This window comes from Pseudomonas sp. GD03862, from assembly GCF_029840855.1.
Taxonomy (GTDB): Bacteria; Pseudomonadota; Gammaproteobacteria; order Pseudomonadales; family Pseudomonadaceae; genus Aquipseudomonas; species Aquipseudomonas alloputida.
The window spans coordinates 43585-69012 of record NZ_JAOCDI010000012.1 but is presented as its reverse complement, the minus strand read 5'-3'; the positions used below and the strand labels follow the sequence as shown (position 1 = coordinate 69012).

Annotated in this window: 20 protein-coding genes; 2 read left to right on the top strand and 18 right to left on the bottom strand. The window is 64.9% G+C overall.

Annotation, left to right across the window (positions count from 1 at the left end; genetic code table 11):
• The first annotated feature begins 45 nt into the window (after positions 1 to 45).
• Positions 46 to 918, top strand: coding sequence for an HTH-type transcriptional regulator CatR (catR, locus tag N5D53_RS10625; RefSeq protein WP_010954552.1), 873 nt, complete (start codon positions 46 to 48; stop codon positions 916 to 918).
• A gap of 132 nt (positions 919 to 1050) precedes the next feature.
• Here the strand turns inward: catR and N5D53_RS10620 are convergent, their stop codons facing one another.
• The 15 genes from N5D53_RS10620 to N5D53_RS10550 all read right to left on the bottom strand — a co-directional run bounded on the left by N5D53_RS10620 (position 1051) and on the right by N5D53_RS10550 (position 20141).
• Complete coding sequence (locus tag N5D53_RS10620) at positions 1051 to 1893, bottom strand: helix-turn-helix transcriptional regulator (protein ID WP_223843536.1); 843 nt, start codon at positions 1891 to 1893, stop codon at positions 1051 to 1053.
• 53 nt (positions 1894 to 1946) lie between these two features.
• Positions 1947 to 3359 carry an aminotransferase gene (locus N5D53_RS10615; RefSeq protein ID WP_104961431.1) on the bottom strand — a complete coding sequence of 471 codons (1413 nt, stop codon included), beginning with the start codon at positions 3357 to 3359 and terminating at the stop codon, positions 1947 to 1949.
• Between the two features lie 34 nt (positions 3360 to 3393).
• Positions 3394 to 4497 (bottom strand): polyamine ABC transporter substrate-binding protein, encoded by a 1104-nt coding sequence (locus tag N5D53_RS10610; RefSeq protein WP_129932059.1) that lies wholly within the window; start codon positions 4495 to 4497, stop codon positions 3394 to 3396.
• Between the two features lie 336 nt (positions 4498 to 4833).
• Positions 4834 to 5535, bottom strand: a complete 702-nt coding sequence (locus tag N5D53_RS10605; RefSeq protein WP_104961429.1) for an NAD(P)H-dependent oxidoreductase — start codon at positions 5533 to 5535, stop codon at positions 4834 to 4836.
• A 98-nt stretch (positions 5536 to 5633) separates the two neighbouring features.
• Complete coding sequence (locus N5D53_RS10600) at positions 5634 to 6824, bottom strand: pyridoxal phosphate-dependent aminotransferase (RefSeq protein ID WP_190869460.1); 1191 nt, start codon at positions 6822 to 6824, stop codon at positions 5634 to 5636.
• Between the two features lie 24 nt (positions 6825 to 6848).
• Positions 6849 to 8078: an alanine racemase gene (gene alr / locus N5D53_RS10595; RefSeq protein ID WP_279840274.1), complete on the bottom strand. Its 1230-nt coding sequence runs from the start codon at positions 8076 to 8078 to the stop codon at positions 6849 to 6851.
• Between the two features lie 34 nt (positions 8079 to 8112).
• Positions 8113 to 9720, bottom strand: coding sequence for a 5-guanidino-2-oxopentanoate decarboxylase (locus N5D53_RS10590; RefSeq protein WP_266023845.1), 1608 nt, complete (start codon positions 9718 to 9720; stop codon positions 8113 to 8115).
• Positions 9713 to 11830: an acetate--CoA ligase family protein gene (locus N5D53_RS10585; protein WP_190869461.1), complete on the bottom strand. Its 2118-nt coding sequence runs from the start codon at positions 11828 to 11830 to the stop codon at positions 9713 to 9715. Before N5D53_RS10585 ends, N5D53_RS10590 begins: the two co-directional genes overlap by 8 nt.
• Positions 11831 to 11847: 17 nt before the next feature.
• Entirely contained in the window at positions 11848 to 13008 is a 1161-nt protein-coding gene (locus N5D53_RS10580; protein ID WP_010954560.1) for an acyl-CoA dehydrogenase family protein, read from the bottom strand.
• 33 nt (positions 13009 to 13041) lie between these two features.
• On the bottom strand, positions 13042 to 13836 hold the full coding sequence (locus tag N5D53_RS10575) for an enoyl-CoA hydratase-related protein (protein WP_104961424.1): 795 nt from the start codon (positions 13834 to 13836) through the stop codon (positions 13042 to 13044).
• 239 nt (positions 13837 to 14075) lie between these two features.
• Complete coding sequence (locus N5D53_RS10570; protein ID WP_003256132.1) at positions 14076 to 15482, bottom strand: amino acid permease; 1407 nt, start codon at positions 15480 to 15482, stop codon at positions 14076 to 14078.
• Positions 15483 to 15678: 196 nt separating this feature from the next.
• Positions 15679 to 17931 carry an ATP-binding protein gene (locus tag N5D53_RS10565; RefSeq protein ID WP_190869462.1) on the bottom strand — a complete coding sequence of 751 codons (2253 nt, stop codon included), beginning with the start codon at positions 17929 to 17931 and terminating at the stop codon, positions 15679 to 15681.
• Positions 17928 to 18710 (bottom strand): transporter substrate-binding domain-containing protein, encoded by a 783-nt coding sequence (locus tag N5D53_RS10560; RefSeq protein WP_070095782.1) that lies wholly within the window; start codon positions 18708 to 18710, stop codon positions 17928 to 17930. The genes N5D53_RS10565 and N5D53_RS10560 overlap by 4 nt, the downstream gene beginning before the upstream one ends.
• Positions 18707 to 19423, bottom strand: a complete 717-nt coding sequence (locus N5D53_RS10555; protein ID WP_010954565.1) for a response regulator — start codon at positions 19421 to 19423, stop codon at positions 18707 to 18709. Before N5D53_RS10555 ends, N5D53_RS10560 begins: the two co-directional genes overlap by 4 nt.
• A 73-nt stretch (positions 19424 to 19496) precedes the next feature.
• Positions 19497 to 20141, bottom strand: a complete 645-nt coding sequence (locus tag N5D53_RS10550; RefSeq protein WP_010954566.1) for a TetR family transcriptional regulator C-terminal domain-containing protein — start codon at positions 20139 to 20141, stop codon at positions 19497 to 19499.
• 115 nt (positions 20142 to 20256) lie between these two features.
• Between N5D53_RS10550 and N5D53_RS10545 the strand changes: the two genes are divergently transcribed.
• Complete coding sequence (locus N5D53_RS10545; RefSeq protein ID WP_129932067.1) at positions 20257 to 21003, top strand: enoyl-CoA hydratase-related protein; 747 nt, start codon at positions 20257 to 20259, stop codon at positions 21001 to 21003.
• A 53-nt stretch (positions 21004 to 21056) separates the two neighbouring features.
• On the opposite strand, the gene N5D53_RS10540 is transcribed toward N5D53_RS10545, so the two are convergent.
• From N5D53_RS10540 to N5D53_RS10530, 3 genes are read right to left on the bottom strand one after another with little or no spacing between them, the layout of a single operon-like run.
• Positions 21057 to 22115: a lipocalin-like domain-containing protein gene (locus tag N5D53_RS10540; protein WP_266023831.1), complete on the bottom strand. Its 1059-nt coding sequence runs from the start codon at positions 22113 to 22115 to the stop codon at positions 21057 to 21059.
• Positions 22105 to 24564 carry an ABC transporter permease gene (locus N5D53_RS10535; protein WP_266023829.1) on the bottom strand — a complete coding sequence of 820 codons (2460 nt, stop codon included), beginning with the start codon at positions 24562 to 24564 and terminating at the stop codon, positions 22105 to 22107. The genes N5D53_RS10540 and N5D53_RS10535 overlap by 11 nt, the downstream gene beginning before the upstream one ends.
• Positions 24564 to 25229: an ABC transporter ATP-binding protein gene (locus N5D53_RS10530; protein ID WP_010954570.1), complete on the bottom strand. Its 666-nt coding sequence runs from the start codon at positions 25227 to 25229 to the stop codon at positions 24564 to 24566. Before N5D53_RS10530 ends, N5D53_RS10535 begins: the two co-directional genes overlap by 1 nt.
• Positions 25230 to 25428: the final 199 nt, after the last annotated feature.

Here is a 25428-nt window from a genome sequence, read left to right as displayed (position 1 = left end):
ACCGTCCAATATCAAATGAATCTCCCACCATACCCTGGAGGTCTGATGGAGCTGCGCCACCTGCGTTACTTCAAAGTCTTGGCCGAGACCCTGAACTTCACCCGCGCCGCCGAGCTGCTGCACATCGCCCAGCCACCCCTGAGCCGGCAGATCAGCCAGCTGGAGGACCAGCTCGGCACCCTGCTGGTGGTTCGCGAACGTCCGCTGCGGCTGACCGAGGCCGGCCGTTTCTTCTACGAACAGACCTGCACCGTGCTGCAGCAGTTGCAGAACATCAGCGACAACACCCGCCGCATCGGCCAGGGCCAGCGCCAGTGGCTGGGCATCGGTTTTGCGCCCTCTACCCTGTACACCGTGCTGCCGGAGCTGATCCGCGAACTTCGCCAGGACAGCGAGCTGGAACTGGGCCTGAACGAGATGACCACACTGCAACAGGTGGAGGCGCTGAAAAGCGGGCGTATCGACATTGGCTTCGGCCGCATTCGCATCGACGACCCGGTGATTCACCAGCAGGTGCTGTGCGAGGACCCGCTGGTGGCCGTGCTGCCCAAGGGCCACCCCCTGGCGGGCAGCCCGCTCAGTCTGGCCCAGCTGGCTGGCGAAGCGTTCATCCTCTACCCGGCCAATCCCCGGCCCAGCTATGCCGACCACGTGCTGGCGCTGTTCGCCCACCACGGCATGAGCATTCGTGTCAGCCAGTGGGCCAACGAACTGCAGACCGCCATCGGCCTGGTAGCGGTTGGCGTCGGGGTGACCCTGGTGCCAGCATCGGTACAGCAGCAGCACCGTCCCGATATCGAGTATGTCGGCCTGCTTGATAGCGGCGCCGTCAGCCCGATCATCCTCAGCCGGCGCAAAGGTGATGTAAGCCCGATCGTGCAGCGGTGCCTGGCGTTGATCGAGCAACAGGCAATATGAACACACCGTGCCCACAGGGGCTGTATAGCCCTGCCCTATTGCCTATGCCTGCCCCGTATACCCATCGGTATAGGGATGCTCCCATTGAGCTGTTTCATGCTGCGACACGTGAATCGCCAGGGCTCAAGACAGTCAATCAGAAATCATCGGCAAATGATCACCGCGTAACCAGTCGATGAACCGTGCAAACAACTCCGATTGCGAGTTGATCTCAAGCTTCATGTACAGGTTCTTGCGGTGCATGCGCACGGTCTCCGGCGAGATACCCAACTCCAGCGCAGTAGATTTCACCGAGTGCCCGCGCAGGATCATGTGCGCCACTTCCCGCTCGCGGTCGGTCAGCACCTGGCAGCCAAAGCTGTCGAACGCTGCCTGCAGGCTGCCGCGCTCGGTTGATGCAGCGCCCGGTTCCAGGTTGTACCGGGCATAGCGCCCCAGCAGTTCGCGTACCATCGGCTCCAGCGCACGCAACAGGTCGACCTGCCCGGCGTTCAGGCGCGTGCCGCTGCAGCCCTGGAACAGGCTCAGCGACAGCTTGCGGCCTGCGCTGAGGTCAACGATGTAGTAGCTGTCTTCACTGCAACCTGTACCCAGGTAATAGGCCTTGTAGTAGTCACTGTCGAAGAAGTTGTCGGGGGCGATTTCCTGCAGGTGGTAGAAGCCTTCGGCCAGGCCGCTTTGCACGGCAAGGCAGAAGGGGTCCAGCAGGTAGCCGGCGCTGAAATAGCGCTCCAGCACGGCGGCCCGATGCCGTTCGGGGATGCCTTGCTGGTACAGCAACTGCGGCGCCCGCCCCTGGCACTCAAGGCTGATCATCATCGACTCCACCTGCACCAACTGGCCGATGGCAGCGGCCACATACTCCAGCGCCTCGGGGGTTTCGCCATGGGCCAGGGCGCGCTGCAACGCCGCGTGCCACTGCTGCAGCGCGCCCATTGTGAGGGTAAGCGGGGTATCGGGGGAGGCCTGGGTCATGCCCGGCAGTCTAGCCTGCCAGGCACGCCCGCGCACAGCCCTTTGCGCCAGGTTCATCGGCCTTGGTACAGGCCAAGCGCCGTGAGTTCACGCGCGGTTTCGAGGATGCACTGGCGCAGGGTCTCGACGATCTCGTCCACCTGCGCATGGGTGATGATCAACGGTGGCGACATCACGTTCAGGTGCATGATCGGGCGCACCAGCAGCCCTTTTTCCTGCGCCTTGCTGTGGATGCGCTCGCCGATGTTCACCTCATCGGCGAACAGCGCCTTGCTGGCCTTGTTGGCGACGAACTCGACACAGGCCATCAGCTTCATGCAGCGCACATCCCCCACCAGCGGCAGGTCGCGCAGGCTCTGCAAGCGTTGCTCAAGGTAACCCCCCACGTCCTTGACATGATCGAGCAGTTGCTCGCGCTCGATGATCTCGATGTTCTTCAGCGCCGCCGTGCAGCACACCGGGTGGCCGCTGTAGGTAAAACCGTGGGTGAAGCAACGGCCCTTGCCCGGCTCGGCAATCACTTGCCAGATGCGCTCGGAAAAAATACACGCACCCAGCGGCAGGTACGCCGAGGTCAGGCCTTTGGCGGTGGTGATGATGTCAGGGATGACGCCAAACAGTTCCTCGCTGGCGAAGAAGGTGCCCAGGCGCCCGAACGAGGTCACCACTTCGTCGGCGACGAACAGGATGTCGTAGGTCTGGCACAGCTGCCACATGCGCTGGAAGTACCCCTCGGGCGGAATGATCACCCCGCCCGAGCCCATGATCGGCTCGGCGAAGAATGCCGCCACGTTGTCGGCACCCAGCGAGAGGATCTTGTCCTCGAACTCGGCCACCAGGAAGTCGAGGAACTCCGCCTCGTCCATGTCGTCTGGCGCGCGGTACGGGTTGGGGTTGGAGACGTGGTGGATCAGGTCGTGGTGGTAATCGAACTCCGGCACCCGGTCGGCGGCCTTGTTGCCAATCGACATGGTCAGGGTGGTGGAGCCATGGTAAGCGTTGTAACGGGCGATGATGTGCTTCTTGTGCGGCTTGCCTCGGCAGTTCTGGTAGTACTGGATCAGCCGGTAGGCGGTGTCGACAGCGGTCGAGCCGCCGGTGGTGAGGAACACATGGTTCAAGTCGCCCGGCGCCAGCTGCGCAAGCTTCTGGCACAGTTCGATGGCCACGTCGTTGGCCATGTCGGAGAACGGGTTGGAATACGCCAGCTGGCGCACCTGGTCTGCGATGGCCAGGGCCATTTCCTCGCGGCCCAGGCCGATGTTGGTGCACCACATGCCGCCGACGGCATCAAGGAAACGGTTGCCGTGGGTGTCGCGAATGTAGGCGCCTTCACCGGCGACGATGTTCAACGCACCTTGCTCGCGGTGCTCGTCGAACACATGGTAGCCGTGCATGTAGTGGGCCTTGTCGGCTTCCACCAGTGGGTCGTGGGCAATGGCGAATGCTTTGCTTGGGGTGGCCATGGGCAGCTCCTTGGCGAGAATTTTTGGGCAGTGTTCAGAAACCGGTCTTGACCGTGCTCCAGACCCGGGTGATGGCGCGCATGTCCTTCGGGCTCTGGGTTTTCTGCGCGAACAGGCGTTCGCGGGTGGGTGCGTCGGGGTAGATGGCCGGGTCCTGGCGAATGTCATCACGCACCAGCGCGGTAGCGGCAGCGTTGCTGTTGGCGTAATGGATGTAGTCGGTGACCTTGGCCATGGTCTGCGGCTGCAGCAGAAACTCGATGAAGCGGTGGGCGTTGGCCGCGTGCGGCGCATCCTTGGGGATGTACAGGTTGTCGAACCAGATCAGCGAACCTTCCCTGGGGATGAAGAACGACAGTTTGATGTCCTTCTTCGCTTCCACTGCGCGGGCCTGGGCGGTGGCATAGTCACCGGACCAGGTCAGCGCCAGGCAGACATCACCATTGGGCAGGCTGGTGAGGTAATTCACCGAATCGAACTTGCGTATGTAAGGGCGGATGCCCAGCAATAATTGTTCGGCCGCCTTGAGGTCGGCCGGCGATGCGCTGCGCGGATCCTTGCCCAGGTACTGCAAGGCCAGCGGGATGACCTCGGTGGGCGCGTCCATCAGGGTGACACCGCAGTCGGCGAAGCGCGAGACGATCTTGGGGTCGAACAGCATGGCCAGCGAACCGATCGGCGCGTCGGGCATGCGTGCGGTGATCTTGTCGACGTTGTAGGTGACCCCCGAGCTGCCCCAGGTGTAGGGCGCCGAATACTTCAGGCCAGGGTCGTAGCCCTGCAGGTCGTTCACCACCTGCTGGTCGAGGTTGTGCCAACTGGGCAGTTGCTGCTTGTCCAGTGCCTGGAACACACCGGCGCTGATCAGCGGGGGGACCAGCGAGGCGTTGAGCATGACCAGGTCGTAGCCGGAACGGCCGGTGAGCAGCTTGGTCTGCACGGTTTCGTAGCCATCGAAGGTGTCGTAGATGACCTTGATGCCGGTGGCCTTCTCGAAGTCGGCCAGGGTGGTTTCACCGATGTAGTCGGTCCAGTTGTACAACCGTAACGTGTTACCGCTGTCCACCTCTGCCGCCTGGGCCAGGCTGGCGCCAGACGCCAGCAGCAGACCGCCAATCACCTTCAGTACCTTGCGCATGGCAACTCCATCGTGTGAGTGCTCCGGATCGAGCCGATGGGTTCACTATCGGTGGATTCGCCCAGGGGTGACATACCCCGAATGTGTGGGTGGTCGTTTTTTGGCAGGTGGCGCTGGAAGGTTTGCAGAACATCGTATGCTGACAAAATGTTGGGGCTGCTTTGCAGCCCTTTCGCGACACAAGGCCGCTCCCACAAGGACGGCGCAGCCTTCGAAGCTGGTGGTAATCCTGTGGGAGGACGGCGCAGCCTTCGAAGCTGGCGGCAATCCTGTGGGAGCGGCCTTGTGTCGCGAAAGGGCCGCAACGCGGCCCCAGTGTTTAGTACAGGAGAAAGGTCACGTCAGCGGGTACAACGCTTCATCGAACTGCGCCAGGCGCGGGAACACCAGTGGCTGGTCGTCCGAGAGCTGCTCCAGACGCTGCCGGTATTGCTGCAGAAAGTCCTGCCGCGCATCAGCACTGATGTACGGCACATGCCACGCCACGAACGGCGGCAGCACCTCGAACCCGACATAGGCCAGCGTGCCCCGCAGGATCGGCCGCAGCATGTCCTCCAGCGGCCCGTGAATCGCGCCGTCGCCAAACATGTGCTCGCGCCCGCCCAGGGTCACGGTCACCAGCGCCCTCTTGCCGGCCAACCCGCCCTGGTCGTAGAAGCGCTTGCCGCCATAGCACACCCCCGACACCAGCACCCGGTCGATCCAGCCCTTGAGCATGGCCGGGGCCGAGAACCAGAAAATCGGGAAGTTCAACACCAGCAAATCGGCCCACAACAACTTGTCCAGCTCCTGCTGGATGTCTGCGGCAATGGCACCGCGCTTGACGCCCTGACGCTGCTCCAGCGCATACACGAGGTACTCGGGGTTCTCGCGCTGGGTAAAGTCATCGGCACTGGCCACCGGGTTCCAGCCCATGGCGTACAAGTCGCTGACCTGCACCTGATGGCCTTGGGCGCGAAAGGTATCCACAGCCTGGTCACGCAGGGCAGCCGTGAACGATTGCGGCTCGGGGTGAGCGTGGACGATCAGTACATTCACAAGCATTCTCCTCACACAAAACAGGTTATCTTGCCGCAGTGGTTCAGCAGCGCGCGCCTTCCTCCTGGCCCGGGCGGCGCGTACGCTGGACGGTGTGCTCACGCATCCGTCTGCCCGCGCATCAGTTCGCCGGCGCAGCGGGCGATGCGCTGGCAGGCATCGGCCAGCGCCTCATTGCCCAGCACCAGGCCCAGGCGGATATGCCCGGCAGCGCTCGGGCCGAATGCCTCGCCGGCGAGCACCGACACGCCTTGGCTGTCCAACAGGTAGTCGGCGAAAGCCTGTGCGCTAAGGCCGGTTTCACGGATGTCGACCATCACGAACATGCCACCATCGGGCTTCAATGCCTTGAGGCCCGGGCAGCCGGCCAGCTGCTCGCACACCAGATCGCGCCGCTCGCGGTAGGCTTCGCGCATGGCGTCCAGCTCGGGCAACGGCTGCTCCAGCGCCACCACGGCGGCATCCTGGACGAAGTCCGGCAAGCCGTAGAGCATGCACAGGGCGAGGTTTTCCAGATGCGTGGCCAGTGCTGTCGAGCCGACCACCCACCCCATGCGCCAGCCGGTCATGGCATGCGACTTGGACAGGCTGTTCAACGTTGCAGTGCGCTCGGCCATGCCCGGCAGGCTGCCGGGGCTGACATGCTCGCCTTCATACAGCAGCTCGCTGTAGACCTCGTCAGAGATCAGCCACAGATCATGGGCAACGCACAGTTCGGCCAGCGCCTCCCAGGTGGCGCGCGGCAGGCTCGCCCCTGAAGGGTTGTGCGGGCTGTTCAGCGCCAGCGCGCGGGTGCGCGGGGTAATGCGCTCGGCGACGTCACGCGGGCAAACGCGAAAGCCATTCTCGGGCTTGACCGGCACCGGCACCACCTTGGCGCCGCAGGCGCCAAACACGGCCTCGTAGGTGACATACATCGGTTCGGCAACGATCACCTCATCGCCTGGGTCGAGTATGCACTGGGCCACGCAGTACAACGCGCACTGGGCCCCCGCCAGCACCGTCACCTGGTCAGCGCTCACCGCCTGGCCGCTGCGTTGCCGGTGACGGTTGGCGATGGCCTGGCGCAGCGCCAGCTTGCCGCGTACATCGGCGTAATGGGTATGGCCAGCGCGCAGGCTGTCGATGGCCGCCTCGACAATAGGCGCGGGAGTGTCGAAGTCCGGGTCACCCACCGACAGCAGCAGGATGTCCTTGCCCTCGGCCTGCAGCGCCAGGGCGCGGTAGTGGATGTCCCAGGCCGCAGCGCCGTCGCCGGCGATGCGTTGGGTGAGCTTGGCGTAGCGCATGGCAATCTCCTTTCAATGGCAATTTCAGTCGACGAGGATCTTCGGGTTGGAATTGCCCCATACGGTGTACAGATCGGCGAGCAACGCGCCGTTGATTTCTTCCATCTCGGCCTGGGTGATTTCGCCCCCGGCCTGCTTGCCGAACAGCACCACTTCGTTACCCCCCTTCACATCAGGGAAGTCGGTGACATCGACCATCAGCGTGTTCATCGACACCTTGCCCACGACCGGCACACGGTGGCCGTTGATCAGCACATGGCCCTTGTTGGTGAATACCCGGCGGTAGCCATCGGAGTACCCGACCGTAATGTTGGCCAGCCGCGAATCACGGGCCAGGGTGAAGGTGCGGTCATAGCCCACGGTGTTGCCGGCCGGGTAGCTGTGCACCGCCGCCACGTGCGATTTGAACTGCATCGCACGTTTGTACTCGGTGCGCGCCGGCACGGTGTCACCGAACAGCGCGCCCCCTGTTCGTACCATGTCCAGGCGCGCTTCCGGCACCTCCAGCGTAGCGAACGAGTTGGCGGCGTGCAGGGTGAGCTTGCTGCGGTCGAGCTTCGCGTGCTTGATCAACCAGTCGGTCTGCTCGTTGAAGGCCGCCAGGCCCTTGCGTACATCGTCCTTGTCTTCCACGGCGAAGTGGGTCATCAGCGCGACCAGCTTGAGGTGCTTCTGGTCGGTGATCTGCAGCGCTTCGCCACGGCCGGACCAGGTGGCCATCTCCACCCCGTTGCGGCTCATGCCGCTGGAGTTGAGCGCCAGATGGATGCGCAGGGTCTTGCCATGGCGCGCGGCGATGGCATCGGCCTGGCGGGCAAATTCCGCGCTGCCCACCAGCTCTTCCATGTCGTACTGCAAGCCATCTTCCAGCTCGCTGAGGCTGGCCAGGCGTACCCGCACCAGTTGCCCGGTGAAGCCACTGGCGCGGACCACCCGGGCCTCCTCGTTGCTGGCCACCGCCACGCAGGGCACGCCTTGGGCGATGATCGACGGCATCACCAGACCGATACCATGGCCATAGGCATCGGCCTTGAGCACGGCGCACAGCCTGGACTTGCCGGCCAGCTCGGCCTGCAGGGTGCGGATATTGTGTTGCAGGGCGCTGGCACTGACCTCGACCCAGGCGTTGCTGTTCTGCACGGTCAGGGTGCTGGTGCCGTTGTCCATCGACAACGGGGGTGCCGCATACAGGGGGGCCTGTCCGGTGATCAAAAGTGCCAGGGATGCAGCCAGAAGGGTACGGCGAAAGGGCATGGTGATTACTCGTGTTCTTGTCGTAGTGCGCGCCTTAACAGACGCAGGTGTGTTTGAGTTCGATGAACGTCACGCCGGCGGTGGCGAAGCCGCTGGCCAGGTCGGCCTGCAGCGCGTCCAGGTCGCGTGGCTGGTGCGTTGTGCAACCGAAGGCGCGGGCCAGGCCGATGAAGTCCGGGTTGCGCGGTAGCACGCCGACCGGCTCGATATCCAGGCCGAGCATATCGTCGCGGATCTGGCCGAGGGCGTCATTGTTCCAAAGCAACACCACCAGCGGCCGGTGCAGCTCCTCGACGGCAGTGGCCAGTTCCTGCGCGGTGTACAGGAAGCCGCCATCACCCACCAGTACCAGGCCGGGGCGGTGGTCGCTGGCGAACATGCCACCGATGCCAGCCGGCAGGCCGTAGCCGAGGGTGCCGTAACCGGTGGGGTGCAGCCAGCTACGTGGCGCCCGGCTGGCGAAGGCGTAGTTGCCGGTATAGGCCAGCTGGGTCATGTCGCTGCTGATGAAGGCATCGTCAGGCAGTACGGCGGCGATACGGTCCAGAATGGCCTGGTGCGTGGCCTGCAACGGGGCATGCCCATTGCGGATGGCCTGGCGCAGGGTGGCCACCGCCGCGCTGGCCTGGGCCGGGTCACGCTGAAGTGCGGGCAGGTGTTCGAGCAAACCGTCCAAGGTTTGCCGGGCATCGCCCTGCAGGGCAATGGCACAGGGGTAGAAATCGTTGAACTTGCGCGGGTCGATGTCGACGCGCAGCAGCTCGCCGCGGATCGGCAGGCGCTCACGCCAGAAGTCGGTGTCGGCCATTTCGGTGCCTACGGCAAGCACCACATCAGCCTGGCTGATCAGTTGCCAGCCGGGTTCGACGCACAGGCTGGCGCCGGCATTGAGTGGCGCGTCTGGTGGCAGCAAGCCCTTGCCGGCCACGCTGGTGAACAGAGGCGCTGCCAGCCGTGTACTGAGTTGCTGCAACTGCTCAGCCGCGTGCAACGCGCCACCCCCGGCAATGAGCATCGGCCGCTGGGCGGCGGCAAGCTTCAGGGCAGCCTGCTCGAGGGTTTCGCGGCACGGCTGGCCACGCCCGGGACGGCGTACCACCTCACCGCTCCAGTCCCGACTGACCGATGCCGCCAGCACGTCCAGGGGCACCGAAATATGCACCGGGCGCGGTCGTTCGCTGTCGAACACTGCCCAGGCGCGCGCGATCAGCTCGGGCAAGTCGTCGCCCTGCAGGGCCACCGCAGAAAACGCCGTGATGGGCGCAGTCATGGCGCGCTGGTCCTGGGTTTCGTGCAGGCAGCCCCAGCCCTTGCCCAGGCTGGCGGTGTGGTTGACGCTGGAAATCACCAGCATCGGCACCGAGTCGGCATAGGCTTGGCCGATGGGGGTGGCGACGTTGGTCACGCCTGGGCCGGTAATGACGAAGCACACCCCCGGCTTGCCACTGACCCGCGCATAGCCGTCGGCCATGAAGCCGGCGCCCTGCTCGTGGCGGGTCAATACATGGCGAATGCCGCTGCCCGGCAGGCCACGGTACAGCTCCAGGGTGTGCACGCCGGGGATGCCGAACACGGTCTCCACGCCGTAGTTGGCCAACAACCGCACCAGCGCCTGGCCGGCCGTCAGGGTAAGGTCATTCATGTCGTTCTCCTTGCGCCTGGCCGAGGCGGATCAACGCGTCGACCGCGGTGGTGCCGAGGGCACCGACCATCAATGGGTTCACATCCAGCTCCAGCAACTGCCCGGCGTTTTCGCAGGCGTAATCGGCCACCGCGCGGATGGCCGAGACCAAGGCATCGAGGTTGGCGGCCGGACGGCCACGGAAGCCTTGCAGCAGGCTGGCACTGCGCAGGCTCAGTAGCGCTGCCCGGATGGCGCTGTCGGTAGTGGGCAGCAACAGGCTGACACTGTCCTTGAGCAGTTCGACCAGCACACCGCCGGCACCGATCACCAAGGCCAGGGCAAAGTCGTTTTCACGCTTGATGCCCACTATGAGCTCGGCCAAGGGCGGCTCGGCCATGGGCTCGAGCAGTACCTGATCAAACGCAACCTGCGGGGCGTAGTCAGCGATGCACTGGCGCATCTGCACCAGTGCAGCTTCCAGGGCGCGGGCATCACGCAGGTTCAACGCCACAGCGCCAGCTTCGGTCTTGTGTGGCAGCTGCGCGCTGACCGCCTTCAGTACCAAGGGGTAACCCACGCGGGCGGCGTCTGCCACGGCGCGTTCGGGCGTACTCAGCACGCCCGCAGGCACGGGCAGGCCGAAGGCGCGCAGGGCCTGCTTGGATTGCCATTCATCCAACAGTCGGCTTTCGCCCGTGAGGGCCTGCGGGCACAGCGGTACCCGCGCAGCCTCGCCCTGGTCCAGCAACCGCAGGCGGTTCCTTTGGTAAGCGACGATGCGCCCCCAGGCCGCCAGGCCATCTTCCACGCCCTGCAGGGCTGCGATGCCCCGCGCATGCAGGCGCTCACGCGCACTGGCAGGCAACAGTTCCGGGAAAGCCGAGGTGACGAAGCCGATCTTGCCGTGGCGTTCAACGGCATCGCAGTACAGCCCCAGCAGCAGGTCACATTCCTTGCGCTCGCCGGTGAACGCCGCCGGGTAGTCCAGCACCAGCATCGCCGCGCCTGCGGCGCCGCTCAGGGTGTTGTCGAGCATGCGTTGCAGGGCGGCTTCATCGCCCCAGATGGCAGTGGTGAAGTCCAGTGGGTTGACCAGGTTGGCATAGCCCGGCAACACCTCGGCCAGTGCCGCCACCTGCCCTTGCGCGAGCTTCGGCAGTTGCAACTGGTTGCGTTCGGCATAGTCGGCAATCAGCCCGGCATCGCCGCCTGAGCAGGCCAGCGCAATCAGCTCGCCATCTGCCGGCAAGCGTCCGCAGGCTGCGGCCTTGAGCGTTTCGACAAAGCTCACCGGGCCGCTGACGCGGATCACGCCCAGGCGCTGGAACAGGCTGTCGTACAACGCATCGGAGCCGGACAACGAGCTGGTGTGGCTGAGCGCCAGTTCAGCGCCGATCTGCGAAACGCCCGTCTTCAATGCAATGATCGGCGTGCCCTGCTGCAGCGCCTTGCAAGCGGCGCGGGCGAAGCCCGGCACGTTCTTCAGGCCTTCTAGGTGCAGGCCGATGGCGGTTACCCGTGGGTCGTCGAGCAGCACATCCATCAGCTCGGCCACACCCAGTTGCGCCTGGTTGCCGACCGAGGCCATGTAGGCCACCGGCAGGGAGCGGTCGCTCATGGACAGGTTATAGGCGAAGTTGCCACTTTGCGTGAGGATCGCCACCCCCTTCTCCACCTGCTGGCCACCATGCGCCACCGGCCACAGGGCGGCACCGTGCAGGTAGTCGAGCAAGCCATAGCAGTTGGGGCCGAGCAAGGCCATGTTGCCGGCGACGTCGAGCAGGCGTTGCTGCAACTGGCAGCCCTCCTCACCGCTTTCGGCAAAGCCCGAGGCGTAGCAGATGGCGCCACCGGCGCCACGTGCAGCCAGCTCGGCAACGCACTGCAAGGTCAGCTCACGGTTGGTGGCGATGAACACCGCGTCCGGGGCGTAGGGCAAGTCGGCCACCCGTGCCACGCAGGGGATGCCTTCGAGGCTTTCATGCTGCGGGTTGACCAGCCACAGCTCACCGGCAAAGCCACCTTCGGCGCAGCGCTTGAGCGCCCGCGCCATGCTGCGCCCGCCGACGAAGGCCAGGTGTCGGGGCGCCAGCAGGCGCTTGAGGTTGTCACGAATCGATTGCGACATGGGTGTTCTCCTGGCGCTCAGCGCAGCAGCGGGCGCAGCAGTTCGCGGGCGATGATATGCCGCTGGATTTCCGAAGTGCCCTCCCAGATGCGCTCGATACGCGCGTTGCGCCAGATGCGCTCAACCGGCCCTTCATCCATCAGGCCCATGCCACCGAAGATCTGCACCGCTTCGTCGGCGACCTTGCCCAGCACCTCGCTGGCAAACAGCTTGGCCATGCCGGCCTCACCGTCGGTCATGTTGCCCTGGTCCATCTTCCAGGCGGTGTGCAGGGTGAGCATCTCGGCCGCGCGGATCTGCGTGGCCATGTCGGCCAGCTTGAACGACACCCCCTGATAGCTGCCGATGGCCTGGCCGAACTGCTTGCGGTCGGCGGCCCATTGCAGCGACAGGTCGAGGGCGCGCTGGGCCTGGCCCACGCAGTTGGCGGCGACCATCACCCGGCCGGCGGTAAGCCAGGCGTTGGCCACTTCCCAGCCCTTGCCCACTTCGCCCAGCACCTTGCTGGCCGGCACCCGGCAGTCGTCGAAGAACAGCTCGTAGGTGTGATAACCACGGTTGCTCACGCACTTGGGACCACGGCGGATGGTCATGCCCGGCGTACCCCGGTCGACCAGCAAGGCGGTGACCGCATTGCGCTTGCGCCCGTTGTGCTCATAGGTGTCGGTGACAGCGAAGACAATGGCGAAATCGGCGTGGCCCGCGTGGCTGATGAAGTGCTTGCTGCCGTTGATGACAAAGTCATCGCCCTGGCGCACGGCGCGGGTCTTGATGGCGTTGGCATCAGAGCCGGCGCCCGGTTCGGTGAGGGCGAAGCAGTCGACCTTCTCGCCCTGCACGCACGGCAGCAGGTAGTCGTTGATCTGTTCGTCCTTGCAGGCCATGAGGATTTTCGACGGCCGTGCAACGAAGACATGCAGCGCCCAGGACACCTTGGACAGCTCACGTTCGATCAGCGCCTGGGACAGGTAGTCCAGGCCGCCCCCTCCCACTTCCTCGGGCATGTTGAAGGCATAGAACCCGGCAGCGATGGCCTTGCCACGGATCTGCGCGGCCAGCTCGGGTGACACGGCGTCGGCGCGGTCCACCGCTTCCTCATGGGGCAGCAGCTCCTTGGCAACAAAGCTGCGTACCGCTTCCACCAACATTTCTTGTTCTTGGGTCAGTTGGAAATTCATCTGCGAAGGTCCTGATGAGGGTCGGGTATCGGATTACTGGCCGGTAAAACGGGGGGCGCGACGTTCCACCGAGGCTTGCAGGGCCTCGGCGCCATCCTGGCTGCGGCCACACAGCAGGCCGGCGTGGCGCTCGGCTTCCAGCTGTTCAGCCAGCGTGCGCCGGGCACCGTCGCGTATCAGCCGCTTGGTCTGCGCATAGGCGAAGGTCGGGCCATTGGCCAGGCGCCCGGCCAGTTCGGCGGTAACGGCAGGCAACTGCTCGTCGGCGCAGACTTCGCTGACCAACCCGGCGGCCAGGGCTCGATCGGCGCCCCACAGCTCGTCGAGGAACAGCAGGCGCTTGGCCTGCTCGCTGCCGATCAGCCGGGGCAGGTGCCAGCTGGCGCCGGCATCGGGGCTGTAGCCCATGCTGGTGTAGCCGGCCTTGAAGCGCGCCGAGGCGGCGGCGATGCGCAGGTCGCAGCACAGGCTGAGGTCCATGCCACCGCCCACGGCGGTGCCGTTGATGGCGGCGATGGTGGGTTTGTCGAGGCTGTGCAGGCGCAGCATCAGGGCATGGGCAGTTTCGGTCCAGCCGTAGCTTTCCAGGGTGCCCGCCGCTTCGGCGGCTGCCCATTCGGCCAGGTCGGCGCCAGCGCAGAAGCTGCGGCCGCTGCCGGTCAGCACCACCACGCGTACGGCGGGGTCGTCGGCATGGCTGTCGAGCAAGGCGTGCAGTTGCTTGAGGGTGGGAATGTCCAGCGCGTTGCGCTGCTCGGGGCGGTTGAGGGTGATCCAGGCAACGCCGGCTTCGACCTTGCTCAACAGTGACGACGACGGGGTAGTCATGGGGGGCCTCGGTGTTGTTGTGATGGTGTTGGAGGACTTGATGAGGGAGATACTAAACGAGTGTTCAGCAAGGCGGGATGGGCTGTTACAACTTCGCACAACTCGGTATCTGGCGTTACACAAGGGCGTTCGTCATGACGGCTTTATGGCCTGTGAGATCGCGCACCGCACGGGCGGCGCTCGACCTCACAGGCGCTGAAAATGCAGCGACCAACACCAGCCGACGACAAGCTGCGGCGTCAAACCCCTGGTGCGCTGGGTGCGAAGGCCCCCTGCCGACGGCGGTTGACGAAGAAGTACGCCGCATAGCACAGGGCAATGAAGCCAAAGCCCCAGTACAGTGACGGCCGTTGGGTTTCATCCAGCGCCAGGAATACGAACAGCGAGCTGCACAGGGTGATGCACAGCAGCGGCACCAGTGGGTACAGCGGCGCCTTGTACTTCAGGTCCTGCAGTTGCCCGCCGTCACGCAGCCATGCCTTGCGGAAACGGTACTGCGCCAGGGCGATGACGATCCAGGTCACGGTGCCGGACATACCGCTCACCGCCATCAGCACCATGAACAGCGTGTCAGCCGCGACGAAGCTGGTCATCAGCGAAATCAGCGCAAAGCACAGGGTGATGCTCAGCGCCCGCAGCGGCACGCCACGCTTGCTCAGCGGCGACAGGCTTTTCGGTGCCATGCCAGTCTTGGACATGGCCCAGAGGATGCGCGTGGAGGCATACAACCCGGAGTTGCCCACCGAGAGGATGGCCGTGAGGATGACGAAGTTCATCAAGTCGGCGGCGTAAGGGATGCCGACCATGTCGAACACCTGCACGAACGGGCTTTCCATCAGCCCGGCCTGCTCGTGCGGCACAATGGCAGACAGCACGGCAATCGCCAGCACATAGAAGATCAGCACGCGGAACACCACATTGCGCACCGCCCGCGGGATGCTCTTTTCCGGGTGCTCGGTCTCGCCAGCCGCCACCCCCATGATTTCGCAGCCCTGGAAGGCGTAGACCACAGTCATCATCACCGCGAACACTGCCGACAGGCCGTGAGGGAACAGCGACTCGCCCACCAGGTTGTTCAGCATCGGTGCGGGTGCCCCGCTGCTCAGGGGGATGGCACCGAAGATCACCAGCAGGCCAATGACGATGAAGCCGAGGATGGTTGCCACCTTGATGCCCGAGAACCAGTACTCGGCCTCGCCAAAGGCACGCGTGGCCAGGGCGTTGAGCCCGAACAGCACCACCACGAACAGCGCCGACCAGTACCAGATCGGCACCTCCGGGAACCAGCGGGTCATCAACATGCCGGCAGCGGTGAACTCCAGGCCTACGGTGGTGGCCCAGCTCATCCAGTACACCCAGCCGATCATGAACCCGGTGGCCGGGCCAATGTATTTGGTGGCGTGGGCCTGGAACGAACCGGACACTGGCATCTGCACCGACAGCTCGCCGAGGCAGACCATCACCAGGTACATCAGCAAGCCCGCGACCAGGTAAGCCAGGATCGCGCCCACCGGCCCGCCCTGATTGATGGTTACGCCCGAGCCCATGAACAGGCCGGTTCCAATAACCCCACCCAGCGACAGCATGAAGATGTGCCGGCTTTTCAGGGCGCGGGTGAGCTGGATTTTTTCAACGTTGTCAGTCATGGCACACCTCGCCATTGCGGCCGGTGCGTGGGAGGGTTCGAATGAGGGGCTGAGCGCTACGGCATGTCATTATTCTTGTCTCCAATAAGCCTCATGGACCGTGTGCAACACGGTTGCCATGGATTATTGGAAACGGATGTAAGGCGCCGTTATACGAACGGATCGAAGATGTAAAAAGTCGTAAGTTTTTTGTACGTCAGCTCTGGATCAACTGTTCCAGGGTCGCACGGGCCTGGCCGAGCTGGCTTGCCAGTGGCTCGGCAAGTGCGTTCAGCGCCTGCCCATCATGCTGGCGGGCGGCGTCTTCCAGGCGTCGCAACAGCGCAGCCAGGCCAGAAAAACCCAGGGAGTCGCAACTGCCGGCCAGGCGGTGGGCCAGGTGCAGCACCTCGGTAAAGTCCTGGGCTGGCAGCGCCTCGGCCAACGCCTTGGCGTGCTGCTCCAGTGACTGGCGCAACACATTCAGCAGGCCCTGCAGCTTCTGCTCGCCCAGCAGCGAGCGGTGGGTGGCCAGCAGCGACCAGTCCATGTTTGCGTCAATACCGGCCTCATCAGTCGGCGTTGCGTCGGCCAGCGTCTGGCGCAGGTTGGCCAGCCGCAGGGGCTTGGCCAGCACACCTTGCATGCCGGCTTCCAGGTAATCCGACAGTTGCCCCGGTTGCACGCCAGCGGTCAGCGCCACTATCCGGCTGTGGTGGTTAGGCCCGGGGGTGGCGCGAAGCTGCCGGCACAGTTCCACCCCGCTCATGCCGGGCAGGTGAACGTCCAGCAGGATCAGGTCGAAGCGCCGCTGTGCGCACAACTGCAGGGCCTGCCCGGCATCCTCGGCAAAGCTCACCCGGTGGCCATCGCGCACCAGCAGGCCGCTCGCCACCTCACGGTTCAGCGCGACGTCCTCGACCACCAGGATATCCAGGCTGGCGCTGACCGACTGGGCCGGGGTATTAGCCGCAACCGGCTGCCCAAGGGCGATGTCGAGTTCGAACCAGAAGCAGCTGCCCTGCCCTTGTACACTGTCCAGGCCAATGCAGCCCCCCAGCTTTTCCACCAGGTGCTTGCAGATCGCCAGTCCCAGACCGGTGCCGCCGTAGCGGCGTGCCACGGCCTCGCTGGCCTGGACGAAGCGGTCGAAGATTTTTGCCTGTACGGCCGGCTCGATGCCGATGCCGTTGTCACTGACCGACAGCCGCAGGCGCTGCGTGGTCGCATCGCTGACCAGCACCTGCACCTTGAGCCGCACCTGGCCCTGCTCGGTGAATTTGATGGCATTGGCCAGCAGGTTGCTGAGCACCTGACGCAGGTACTGCTCGGCGCCGTGCTGGTAACCGGCTAATTGCTCATCAATCTCCAGATGCAGTGTGTCGCCGTTGTCCGCGGCCATGGGTGCGAGCAGCGCCAGCACTTCCTGGCACAACTGGCGCAGCGAAAAGCCGACCAGCTCGGCGCGGCTCTCACCTTCTTCGAGCCGGGCGAAATACAGCACTTCGTTGAGAATCGCCAACAGCCCTTCGCCAGCCTTGTACAAGGCCTCGACACGCTGGCGGTCGGCGACCTCCAGGCGCCCGCCGCGCAGCAGTTCGGCCATGCCCAGAATACCGTTGAGCGGCGTGCGCAATTCATGGCTCATGGTCGCCAAAAAGCGCGACTTGGCCAGGTTGGCAGCCTCGGCCTCGTCCTTGGCCCGAGCCAGGCTGGCCGTACGCCGCTCGACCATGGCCTGCAATTCGTCGCGTTTGTCCTGCAGTTCCAGGCGGTCACGCTCACGGCGCTCGATATCGCTGAGGATGGCGCGACGCATATCGTCCAGGGCATTGGCCACAGTGTCGATTTCGTCGGGGCGCGATGATCGGCGGCGGCCAAGGCGCAACGGCTCCTGCCACTGGCCGGCGCCAATGCGGCGGGCGAACTCGGCCATCACTTGCAGGTGGCGGGTGACCAGGCGGTAGAACAGCCCTGACAGCGCCACTGCCAGGCCGCACAGAAACACGCCCATCCACAACAGGCTGGCAAGGCCCGTGGCGTAAAGCCGCCGGTGTACCGCGCCAAGGTCGATGCTGACTTCCAGTTCGCCCAGGTGCCTGACCGGCCCTGAGGGCGGCTGATAGTCGAGGGGGAAGCGCTCTATGCGCAGCGGCCCTTGGGGGTCGGCATCACCGCGTAACAATGTGAAATCATCACTGACCAGACGCACCCGCGCCACATCGGAAAAGTCCACCAGGCCGCGCAACTGAACATCCAGCTGCGCCTCGTCGAGGTCCCACAGGCTGCGCTCCAGGCTGGCCAGGTAGCCGGCGCGGATCAACGCCATGCGTGCCTCAATATCCCGCATTTCGCGACGGTACTCGAAGTACAGCTGCACGCCGCTGGCCAGCACCGTGAAGCACAAGCTGAACAGCAGGATGAACAGCAGCAGGCGGCGCAGCAGGCCATCGGTGCGCAGGCGGATCATCGTGCATCCGCCGGCAGGTTGATCATGTCGCGGTAAGTGACCTCACTTTGCTCAAGCCAACGCGCGATCTCGCCCGCCTGGTTCATCCGCTGCAACTGCGCGTCGATTTCAGCCATGTGCTGGCTCAAGGGTGACTGTCGCGATACCGCCACCCGCAGGTAGTCCACGCTCAATGCCGTGGGCAATGCGCGAATATCCTGCGCCCCGGGCAGGTGTTCGATGAACAGCAGCCCGGTGCGCCGCTCCTGAATCACATAGTCGATGCGCCCGCGGATCAGCTTGCCGAAATTCTGCTGGCTGGACGATACCCGCTCGATGTTCTGGTGGCGGGCGACGAAGCGGTCGAACTCGGCGCCATAGCTTTCACCGTACAGCAGGCCGCCGCGGTAACCCGCCAGGTCCTCCAGCTGCTGGAACTGCACCGGTCGCTTGCGGTTGTAGAACACGGCCACTTCCTCGCGCACCACCGGCTCCGTGGAAAAACGCATGCGCTGGTCACGTTGGTCGCTGTTGTAGGCCAGGACCACGTCCACCCGCCCGGCGGCGGCGTCCATCAGGCAGCGCTTCCAGTTGCCCAGCACCACGGTTTGCACCTCGTAGCCCATGCGCGCGAACAGTTCGCGCACCACGGTGGGGGCCAGGCCGCGCACCTGATGGCCGTCGCTCCAGGAAATGGGCGGGTACACCGGGTAGTCGCAGTAGCGCACCGGCTCACTGGCACTGGCGTGCAGGGTGGGCAACGTCAAGGCCAGCGCCAACTGCCAGGCGCGAGGAATCATGCTGCCACGCTGGCGGTGAACAGGTAGCCGGTGCCGTGAATGGTGATGATCAACTGCGGTTCGGCCGGGTCGTCATGCAGCTTGCGCCGCAGGCGGCCGACCAGCACGTCGATGGAGCGGTCGTTGGGCACCCACTCGCGGTTGCGAATCTGGTCCATCAACTGGTCGCGGCTGAGGGTGTGGCCGCTGTTGCGCAGGAACACGCTGAGCAACTGGAACTCGCCATGAGTCAGCAGGGTTTGCCCGCCACAGGCGTCGATCAGGCGCCGGCGGTCGGTATCCAGTGCCCAGTCGGCGAACTGCTTCAGCGATTGCGCGCAGGCCGGGGCGGGGTGCGCCTCGCGGGCATGGCGCACGCGGCGGATCAGGTTTTTCGCCCGGGACACCAGCTCGCGGGGGTTGAGCGGTTTGATCACGTAGTCATCTGCGCCGCATTCCAGGCCAACGATGCGGTCGATATCGTCATTGCGCCCGGTGATGAGGATGATGCCAACCTCCGAGCGCACCCGCAGTTCGCGGGTCAGGGTGAGGCCGTCCTTGCCGGGCAGGCGGATGTCCAGCAGCACGAGGTCGACGTCCTGGCTGCCAAGCAGGGCTTCGGCCCTTTCGGCGGTGTCGGCGCAGTGTACGTCGTAGCCTTCCCGGGACAGGTAGGCCTGCAGCAAGTCACGAACAAGCGGATCGTCATCGACGATCAATACCCGAGGCGTCATTGCGTGTTGTCTCTTTTTATTGGTGTTGTTCTACACACTCGCGACAGCAGCGTACTCGTTACTGAACAGGCGATCAACAGCCCTCGGACAGGCTGAAGCGCCTGCGGCCACCGGCCTGCAGGCCGTCGACCCAGGCCTCGCAGATGATCACGCCCTGCTCGGGGGTGAAGGTGCCGGGGTTCAGGCCCGACTCCAGCCACAGGCCATCAAGCAAGGCGCTCAGGCTGATGGCCGCCAGGTCGGCATCGAAGCCCTGCCAGCCCTCCTCCTCGGCCAGCCTGGCCAGTAGCTGGCCAAGTTCGTTGCGGTACTCGCCGTAGGAGTGGTCGTGCACCTGGTTGATCGCGTCGGCGGTCTTCACCGCCCCCCAGAAAGCCAGCCAGGCATCGAGCAGTTGCGGGTCGAGCAGCTCGGCGCAGAACGAGGCACGGAAAAACGCCGACAACCGCTCGCGGGCATTGGGCGCGGCCTGGGCCATGGCCTCGCGCAACAGGCCCATCACCCGACCGGTGACGGCCATGTAAGCCTCTGCCACCAGTTCGTCCTTGCCCGCGTAATGGTGGCTGATCAGCCCGACCGAGACCCCGGCCTCGGCCGAAATCTTGCGGATCGAAGCCCCTTGGAAACCATGGCGTTTGAGGCACACCAGGGTCGCCTCGACCAGGTTGGCTTTGCGCAATTCCGGCAGCATGCGGTGGTAGCGGGCTTCCTGAGTCATCGGTGGGTCTCTGGTTAAGGGCTGGACTGAACGACTGTACAACAAGCCGGACTGCGTGATAAACCCTAAGCGCCACTGCCCGGCAGGGCCCCTCACAACAACAAAAGCGGCTGCCATGAACGACCTGATCACACGCGAGCTGGACCAAGGCCTGTTGACCCTGGCCTTCAACCGCCCCGACAAGCTCAATGCCCTGAACACTGCCATGTACCAGCTGCTGGGCGACCTACTGCTGGCGGCAGGTGAAGACCCCGCTGTCGATGCCATCATCATCACCGGTGGGCCGCACTGCTTCAGCGCTGGCAACGACCTTCGCGACTTCCTCGACAACCCGCCCAGCGACCTGGACAGCCCGGTGTTCCGCTTGATGCGGGTGGTCATGGGCCTGGACAAGCCGCTGATCGCAGCGGTCAGTGGTGCGGCAATCGGCATCGGGGCCACTCTGTTGCTGCACTGCGACCAGGTGCTGGTCAGCCGCTCGACCAAGCTGCGCATGCCTTTCGCGCCGCTGGGTGTGTGCCCGGAGTTTGGTTCCAGCCTGCTGCTGCCGCGTGTGCTTGGCCAGGCCCGGGCGGCACGCTTGCTGCTGACCAATGCGTTGCTGGATGGCGAACAGATGCTGGCCTGGGGGCTGGCCAATGAGCTGCATGAAAACGGCGAACAATGCCTGGACGCTGCCCGCACGCTGGCGCGGCAGCTGCAAGGCTACCCGCAGGCGGCACTGCGGATCAGCAAGCGGCTGCTCAAGGACAGCCAGCGGGCAGAGCTGGAGGCCACGGTGGCGCGGGAAAGCCAGTTTTTCATCGAATGCTTGCGCACTGAAGAAGCGCGCGCAGTGCTGCGAGGGCTGATCAAGGATTGAAGGGTCTGGCGCGACCTTTATGGGAACAACTGTCTTGCTCAAACGTTGTTGCACTAGTACCCGGTCATCTCCAGATACCCGCGCCCGCCCGCACTCCCGTTCAAGCGTACCGGCCCTTCCCAATACGGGAACCGTGTCTGCATCCACGCCTGCGGCTCAACGGCATCGACCTGCACATCCACCCCATGCTCCGGCACTTGCACCCGCCAGCGCGTCGGCACCTGCTTGCCGTTTTTCTGCGCAGACCAGGCCAGCGCCTGCAGCTTGATCTGTGCGGCGTCCAGTGCCACCACGTCCCCTTGTGGCCCTACCCAGGTTCCGGCGCGATACGGTTCCCCGTGGGCCTCCCGCACCTGGAACAGCATCAGCTTGGCGCCACTGTCCAGGTGCAGGGAAAACCAGTCCCAGCCGGTCTGCCCGGGGGCCAACGGCTGGCTGCTCCATTCCCGGTCCAGCCAGGCCTGCCCGGTAACCGCGATGCACAGGCTGCCACGCTGGACCTGCCCCTGGACCTGGTAGAACGGCTGGCTGTAATAGTACGAAGCCTGGCCCTTGCCTGATTTTTCGCTGTAGCCCTGCTCTCCATGCAGCACCAAGGGAAGATCGCTGTGCAACTGCAAGTCATAGCGAAAACCGTCGCCACTTGCGGCCATCTGCAGCTGTTCAATACCGCCCTGGCCTTGTAACACCCAGTCATTGATCCATGCGCGAAACGGCTGGGCCTGCACGCCGGCCTGGCCGATCCCCCCCCGCGCCAGGGTTTCAGCAGCCTGATGACCACCCGGCCCGGTCAGTGCTGCATGCCCCATCCACAGGTTCGGGCTGTTCCAGCCGCTGGTCTCCGGGCCGGTGCGCAAGGCCGAGCGGAACAGTGTCCACTGGGCGCCCCAGTCACGGCCCTGGGCGTCCTTGAGGTTGGCGGTGACATACCACCACTCGATACGAAAGCCGTCGTGGGGGCCGTGGTCATGCGGGAAGACCAGACGATGATCGCGGGTTACCTGGCTGAACTCGCCAGCCTGCTGCCCGAGCCCGGCATAGCTTTGTGGTGCAGACTGATCACAGCCGCACAACAACAACCCGGTCAGCAACAGCCACGCATTAAGCTTCATCGGCCAATGGCCTCAACAGTTCGCGCGGCTGGCGGCGCGCCAGCTGCCACAGCGGCCAGGCGCAGGCCAACAGGCTGGTGAGCATGCCCAGCACGGTCAACTGCAGCAGTTGCATGGGGAACACATAGAGCGGTAACCGCCAGCCGAAGGCCTGCACGTTCACCACCGCGACCAGGCACCAGGCCAGCAACAGCCCAAGCGGAATTGCCAGCAGCACGGTGAAGCTGCTGAGCATGAGTGTCTGCCCCAGGCTCAGCCAGACCAGTTGCATGCGCCGCACCCCCAGCGCCCACAGCGGTGCCAACTGGCCCAGCCGCGCCTGGCCCAGGGTCAGCAGGTTGATGAACAACGCCACACCGGCCACGCCAAGGGTAAGGCTGTTGAGAGCTGCGGTGGCGGCAAAGGTGCGGTTGAAGACGTCGGTCGACCAGCGTTTCAGGCGCGCCTGCTCGACCACCCGGCTGTCATCCAGGGCAAAGTGCCGTTGCAGCGCGTCCTTGAGCGATGCCCCCCCTTCAGCGCTCAGGTCGACACTCAAGCCGGCCAGGGTTGCCTGTGGCCAGTGGGCGCGCAACCAGTCGGCATTGACCAGCACATGCCCCTTGGGGTTGCCGTAATCGGCATAGATCCCCACCACGGGCATGGCTGGCGTGTCTGCGGGCAGCATCAGGCTGTCTCCCAGTTGCAGGTTCAATCGCCTGGCCAACTGCTCACTGAGCATCAAGCCTTGTCCGCTGGCCAGTTGCTGCCAAGCACGCGAATGCTGTTCCAGCAATGGCCAGCGCGTAAGATAGGCAGGGTGATCGACAATGCCCTGCACTTGCACCGGCCAACCTTGCAGCTGCATGTCTGCGCGCCAGCCGGGCAGGACCATGCTGGCCCCGGGCTGCTGCGTGAGCCACTCGACAATCTGCAAGCCTTGGGCCGTGTCCCGCGGGGTGACATACAGGTCGGCGGAGAGGCGCAGGTCAAGCCAACCGACAAACGTCTTGCGAAAACCCTCGGTCATGCTGCCCACGCCAACACTGGCAGCCAGGGCCAGCAAAAGGGCGACCAACGCCAGGCTCAGCGCTGGCAACTGCTGGCGGCTGTCAGCCACGAACCATTGCGCCAATGGCCGGTGGCAACGACGCGCCAGCCAGGCCAGTACCCGATCGAGCAACGCCGGCAACAGCAGTGCCGCCGCCAGCAGCAACCCTGCCAGCATGCCGAACGCACTGAGCAGGCCGGCCCCGAACACGCCACAGCCCAAGGCCAGCAACAGCAGCAGGCCCGCTAGCAAAGCCTGCCGTTGCAACCATGGCCCCTGCGCCAGTCGCCAGGCCTGGGGTTGCGCCAGCGCCAGCAAAGGCAACCGGGCAGCGCGCATTACACTCTGCAGGCCGGCCAGCAATGCCCCGAGGACACTCACCAGCACACCCAGCAGCCACCAGCCCGCCGGCAGGCTCAACGTGCCGGCGACCTGGGCGCCATACAGACCACGCAGGCTGGCGGCCACGTCGGGCAACAGCCACGCGGCCAATGCGTAACCACTGGCCACCCCGGCCAGCCCACCCAGTGCCGCGAACAGGCCCAGCTCCAGCACCAGGGCACCCAGCAGGGTCTTCAGGCTGACGCCGCACGCGCGCAGGTTGCGGATCAGCCCACGGCGCTGCTCCAGCGCCAGACCGATTGCGGCGTGGGCAATGAACAAGCCGACGACGAACGCCAGCAGGCCGAGCGCGGTCAGGTTGAGGTGGAAACTGTCGGTCAGGCGCTGCAAGCCACCATCGTCCTGCCGCGGCTGCAGTTCAAGGTAGCGGGCGATATCTGCAGGCAACGGCCCGGGCGTATCGGCCAGCAGCAGACGAGACAACTGCCCCGGTGCGTTCAGCAACGTCTGCGCGTGGCCGATGTCCACCACGATGACCCCGGGTGCCAACGCAGGCTGCAAAACCATAGGCGGCAGCAACTGCCCTTCACTGTCGCGGGTCGGCGACCCGGGGCTTGTGTTCAGTTGACGCAAGGTGTCTGGCCCAACCCAGGCTTGCCCGGGCGAGCCGACGAACGCTTGCAGGTCGAATGCCTGCACCTGCACCCCGGCAACGCTGCTGGCAGGCGGCAGGCTCAACGGCTCGATGCCGATCAGTCGCACACTGCGTGCGGGCTCGCCCGGCAAGCGCAAGCGCCCTTCCAGCACCGGCGAAACAGCCCAGCCCAACCTGCGCAGTTGCACGTACAACGCCTGATCGAAGCGCTCGCCATTGCGCGCGATCAGTTGCGCCTGCAATGGCCCGGTCAATACCGCGCTGGCCCGGGCATAGTCGCTGCGTGCCTGGCTGTTCAACGCCTGCACGCCGGTCCACAACGCCGTGGCCAGCCACAGGCCAGTGAAGATGCTGAAGCACTGCACACGATGGCGCCGCCAGTGGCTGAGCAGCGCCAACAGGGCCAGCGACAAAAGCTTCATCAGCCCTGCTCGGGCCGCACACGGCCGGCCTGCAGGTAGCAACGGTGCTGCAAACGCGCCGCCAGCCGCGGGCTGTGGGTCACCATCAGTACCCCGCTGCCGGCTTCGGCGACCAACTGCAGCAACAAACTCAGCACCTCGTCACTGCTGGCTTCATCGAGGCTGCCGGTCGGTTCGTCAGCCAACAGCCAGGCCGGGCGCCCGGCAAGCGCACGGCCGATCGCGACGCGCTGCTGCTGGCCGCCAGACAGTTGTTCCGGGTAACGCCCGAGCAGGTCCGCCAGGCCCAGGCGCTGCGCCAGGTAAGCCGCCCAATGCGGGTCATGCCGCCCGGCGAGACGGGCCTGGAAGGTAAGGTTCAGGCCCACGTCCAGGCTGCTGATCAGGTTGTACTGCTGAAACACCAGGCCGATCCCCTCCCGTCGCCACTGCGCCAGCGACGCTTCCGAACGGCCATCGAGCGGAACGTCGTCGATCAGAATACGGCCACTGTCCGCTCGGTCCAGGCCAGCCACCAGGTGCAGCAAAGTACTCTTGCCGCTGCCCGACTCGCCCATCAGCGCCAGGCTGCTGCCCCGCGCCAGGCGCATGTCCACCCCCTGCAAAATGGGGAGCGGGCCTTGGGGGGTGGGGAATGATTTGTAGAGTTGTTCGATGGCTAGCATCGAGTGGCCTTGATGGGTTGGGTGTCCCTTTAGGCATAGCAGGTTCGGCCAGGCCTGCTCCCGCACCGGCCACATTGATCGATCTCGCCGGTGCCTTCCTGTTCAGACGACGTGCCGCTGCAGCCGCCCCCTCGAATCGCAGAGGGCGCCCCATCAATGGATCCACTAAAAACCGATAATCGCACAGAATCCGCACTTA